5 protein-coding genes are annotated in these 3,828 nt (G+C 64.2%); 3 read left to right on the top strand and 2 right to left on the bottom strand.

The features are described from left to right. Positions 1-351: TCP-1/cpn60 chaperonin family protein (locus Q7T84_RS00410; protein WP_304805582.1), on the bottom strand; the 351-nt coding region annotated here is incomplete at its 3' end. A 50-nt stretch (positions 352-401) separates the two neighbouring features. Further along, positions 402-689 (bottom strand): co-chaperone GroES, encoded by a 288-nt coding sequence (gene groES, locus Q7T84_RS00405; RefSeq protein ID WP_056731760.1) that lies wholly within the window; start codon positions 687-689, stop codon positions 402-404. 213 nt (positions 690-902) lie between these two features. On the opposite strand from groES, the gene Q7T84_RS00400 reads away from it, so the two are divergent. The 3 genes from Q7T84_RS00400 to Q7T84_RS00390 all read left to right on the top strand — a co-directional run bounded on the left by Q7T84_RS00400 (position 903) and on the right by Q7T84_RS00390 (position 3,359). Next, complete coding sequence (locus tag Q7T84_RS00400; RefSeq protein ID WP_304805581.1) at positions 903-1,322, top strand: hypothetical protein; 420 nt, start codon at positions 903-905, stop codon at positions 1,320-1,322. A gap of 84 nt (positions 1,323-1,406) precedes the next feature. Next, the gene (locus Q7T84_RS00395) at positions 1,407-1,787 is read left to right on the top strand and encodes a VOC family protein (protein WP_304805580.1); all 381 of its coding nucleotides are present in this window, start codon (positions 1,407-1,409) and stop codon (positions 1,785-1,787) included. A gap of 252 nt (positions 1,788-2,039) precedes the next feature. After that, a complete protein-coding gene (locus Q7T84_RS00390) occupies positions 2,040-3,359 on the top strand; it encodes an acyl-CoA dehydrogenase family protein (protein ID WP_304805579.1) in 1,320 nt (439 codons plus the stop codon). Positions 3,360-3,828 lie beyond the last annotated feature (469 nt).

Genomic DNA, 3,828 nt, shown 5'->3' with positions numbered 1-3,828 from the left:
CTTCAGATCCATCGGGTTCATGCCGGCCGCGACCGACTTCAGGCCTTCGACGACGATGGCTTGGGCCAGGACCGTGGCGGTCGTGGTGCCGTCGCCGGCCTTGTCGTTGGTCTTGGAGGCGACTTCGCGGATCAGCTGGGCGCCGAGGTTCTCGAAGCGGTCAGCCAGTTCGATTTCCTTGGCGACCGAGACACCGTCCTTGGTCGAGCGCGGAGCGCCGAAGGACTTCTCGATGACCACGTTACGGCCCTTGGGACCCAGGGTCACCTTAACCGCGTTGGCGAGAGTATTGACGCCGCGCAGCATCTTGTCGCGCGCGTCGGAACCGAAATAGACGTCTTTAGCGGCCATTTTCCTGCTCTTTCAGAATGTTGTGGATGGGAGGGAAGGCGTCGGGGTGGCTATTCGACCACGCCCAGGACGTCGCTTTCCTTCATGATCAGCAGGTCCTTGCCGTCGATCTTGATCTCAGTGCCGGACCACTTGCCGAACAGGATCTTGTCGCCGGGCTTGACGTCGAGCGGCTGGATCTTGCCGTTGTCGTCACGGGCGCCAGGGCCGACGGCGATGATTTCGCCTTCCTGCGGCTTTTCCTTGGCGGTGTCGGGGATGATGATCCCGCCCTTGGTCTTTTCTTCTTCCTCGACACGCTTCACGAGGACGCGGTCTCCCAGAGGACGAAACGCCATATTAAAGTCTCCGTTCGGGACGTTTGAAATGCGGTGCGAAAACGCCCGGGGCCGACCTTTAGCAGCCGAGGCCCCTGAGTGCTAACGCTGGCCGGAGGTAGGGACAGGGGCGCTGGGAGTCAAGCGAGGCCAGGGCGTTTTGGATTCGGCTTTGTTCTCCCGGCCCTGCCCAGATAGGGTCCGGCGCGAGGGAACCACCAGGAGATATATTTCATGCGCCGCTTGATCGCGTTCGCCGCACTGTCGGCCTTGGCCGTCGCATCCGCCGCCCAGGCCGAAACTTGGAAGTCTTACGCCACCACCCCAACCGGCCTCGAATGGTCCTATGACAGCGACTATTCCTACCGCGACACTCAGACCGGCAAGGTCGTGGTGATGCAGGCGGTCGGCAAGCCGGGGGTTGAACCGCGCATGGGTCCTTCGGGCCCAGGCAAGGCCGACGGTGTCGGCTTCGTCACCGCCATCGACTGCAAGAGCAAGACGCTGATCAGCCTCGGCGGCTATTCGCCAAAGAAGCCGCTGGAGCTGTCGGCCAACTGGCGCACCGCGACGAGCGCCCCGGCCAAGAGCGTTGAAGACAAGGCCCTGGTCGAGAGCGCCTGCAAAGGCGCCGATCAACTGACCGCAAGGTAGTCAGGAGCGGGCCTGGCGGATTGCTGACACGATCTGGCGCGTTGGTCGTTAGTCTCTTCAGCACACTAAGCTGGAGATGACTAAATGCTCGATCATGTTGGACTGTCGGTCAGCGATTTCGCCAAGGCCCGCGCCTTTTACGACGCCGCGCTGAAACCGCTCGGCGTCGCCGTGGTGATGGAGGTCACCCCCGAGATGTCGGGCGGCCACGCCCATCTCGGCTACGGCTCGGACGGAAAGCCCTATTTCTGGATCGGCACGGGCGGCACCCCGGGTCATGTCCATCTGGCGTTGGCCGCAGCTGATCGGGCGAGTGTCGACGCGTTCTACGCCGCCGCCATGGCGGCTGGCGGGACCGACAACGGTCCGCCCGGCGTGCGCGCCGAGTACCACCCCAACTACTACGGCGCTTTCGTCCTCGATCCCGATGGTCACAACATCGAGGCCGTCTGCCACACGGTCTAGGTCCGGGCGGGGGCGGGCCGCTTTGGCATGGCCGGGCGAAGACCCGGCCATACATGGACGCCGCCTTGCGGGATTTGGCTCAGCCTCTCGGCCGCGGTGGTCACGCCTTGTGTGAAAAATTGAAACGCTTGTTTGATTTTGGGCAAATATGAGCCAAAGCTAGCGCCCTATTGTCTGTCGCAAGACCGATGACACTGAATTTGGCCCTGACGAGACGGGGCCGTCCGCATGAACCGCAGTGGGAGAGACCAGATGACCCAAGCCCAGGACAAGGCGCAGTCCAGCTTCAAGCTGAACCCGATGGACGAACTCAACGACCTGCGGATGAGCGAAAAGGCGATGCCGCTGCTCGAGCACGTGCGGCGGTTCATCAAGGAAACCGTCCAGCCGATGAGCGAGGAATTCCATCGCCTCGGTGAGAACAAGACCGACATCTGGAGCTACGCCCCGGGCCAGCTCGAAGTGCTTGAAGTGGCTAAGGACAAGGCCAAGGCCGAAGGCCTCTGGAACTTCTTCCTGCCCGACGCCCACACCGGCGAGGGCCTGTCCAACCTCGACTACGCCTATATCGCCGTCGAGCTGGGCAAGAACCCGATGTCGTCGGAAGTGATGAACTGCGCCGCGCCCGACACCGGCAACATGGAAGTGCTGGAGCGCGTGGGCACGCCGGCGCAGAAAAAGGAATGGCTGGAGCCCCTGCTGGCCGGCAAGATCCGCTCGGCCTTCGCCATGACCGAGGTGAACGCCGCCTCGTCGGACGCCAAGAACATCAACACTCGCGCCACCCTGGTGGGCGACGAGTACATCATCAACGGCGAGAAGCACTACATCTCCGGCGCCGGCGACCCGCGCTGCAAGATCATGATCACCATGGTCCAGACCAGCCCGGACGGTCCGCCCCACCTGCGCCAGTCGCAGATCCTGGTGCCCACCGACGCGCCCGGCGTGAAGATCCTCGGCCCGATGAACGTCTTTGGTGATCCCGACGCGCCGCACGGCCACATGCACATCGTGTTCGACAATGTGCGGGTGCCGAAGGAAAACATGCTGCTGGGCGAGGGCCGCGGCTTCGAGATCAGCCAACTGCGCCTCGGCCCAGGCCGGATCCACCACTGCATGCGCGCCATCGGCCAGGCTGAAAAGGCCCTGGACCTGCTGGTCACGCGCGGCCTGACCCGTGAGGCGTTCGGCAAGCCGATCATCCAGCTGGGCGGCAATATCGAGATCGTCAGCCGCGCCCGCATCGAGATCGAAGCCATGCGCCTGATGGTCCTGAAGGCGGCCAAGGCCATGGACGTGCTGCCGCGCGACGAAGCCCGGATCTGGATCCACATGGTCAAGGCCATGGTGCCCGAGCGGGTCTGCCTGATCATCGACCAGGCGATCCAGATGCACGGCGCCCTCGGTGTCAGCCAAAAGACCCCGCTGGCCCGGATGTACACCTCCACCCGGACCCTGCGCCTGGCCGACGGCCCGGACGAGGTCCACCACATGGTGGTCGGTCGTCACGAGGTGCGCCAGTACCGCGAAATGCCGGCCGACCCGTCCACGGCGGCCGTCTTCCGGAACTAGTCTTTCGATCCGACCCTGTCGGCTTCTTGGGAAAGGCCCTGGCGTTCGCCGGGGCCTTTTTCTTTGGCCGCGCTCGACGGCCACGCTTGGAGGGGTGTAGACCAAACATCGTTCCTGGGGCCTCAGGTCTGATCCGCAGCGGCGTGATCCCTGGCCCGGAGACGAGGCGCCTTCCTCCGGAGGGTGAGCGGGCGGACCCGCATTCTTTCGCGCGCGACGCGCAGCTGGTCCGTGACCGTGGGTGGCCTGTGTCCATCGTCGGGGCGGGTCGCAACCCGGAGGACGACCCCAGTGAGCATTCCCGCGGCTCTTTTCATCAGCGTATTGGGCTTTGTCACGGCCACCTTGTCGGGTGTGTTCGGCATGGCCGGCGGCCTGGTCCTGATGGGGGGCCTGGTCCTCGTCCTGCCGGTGTCGGCGGCCTTCGTCACTCACGGCATATTGCAACTGGTCGCCAATGGCTGGCGCG

Source organism: Phenylobacterium sp., from assembly GCF_030654915.1.
Lineage (GTDB): Bacteria > Pseudomonadota > Alphaproteobacteria > Caulobacterales > Caulobacteraceae > Phenylobacterium.
Note: the sequence above shows the minus strand (reverse complement) of the source record. Positions and strands in the feature narration are given on the sequence as shown.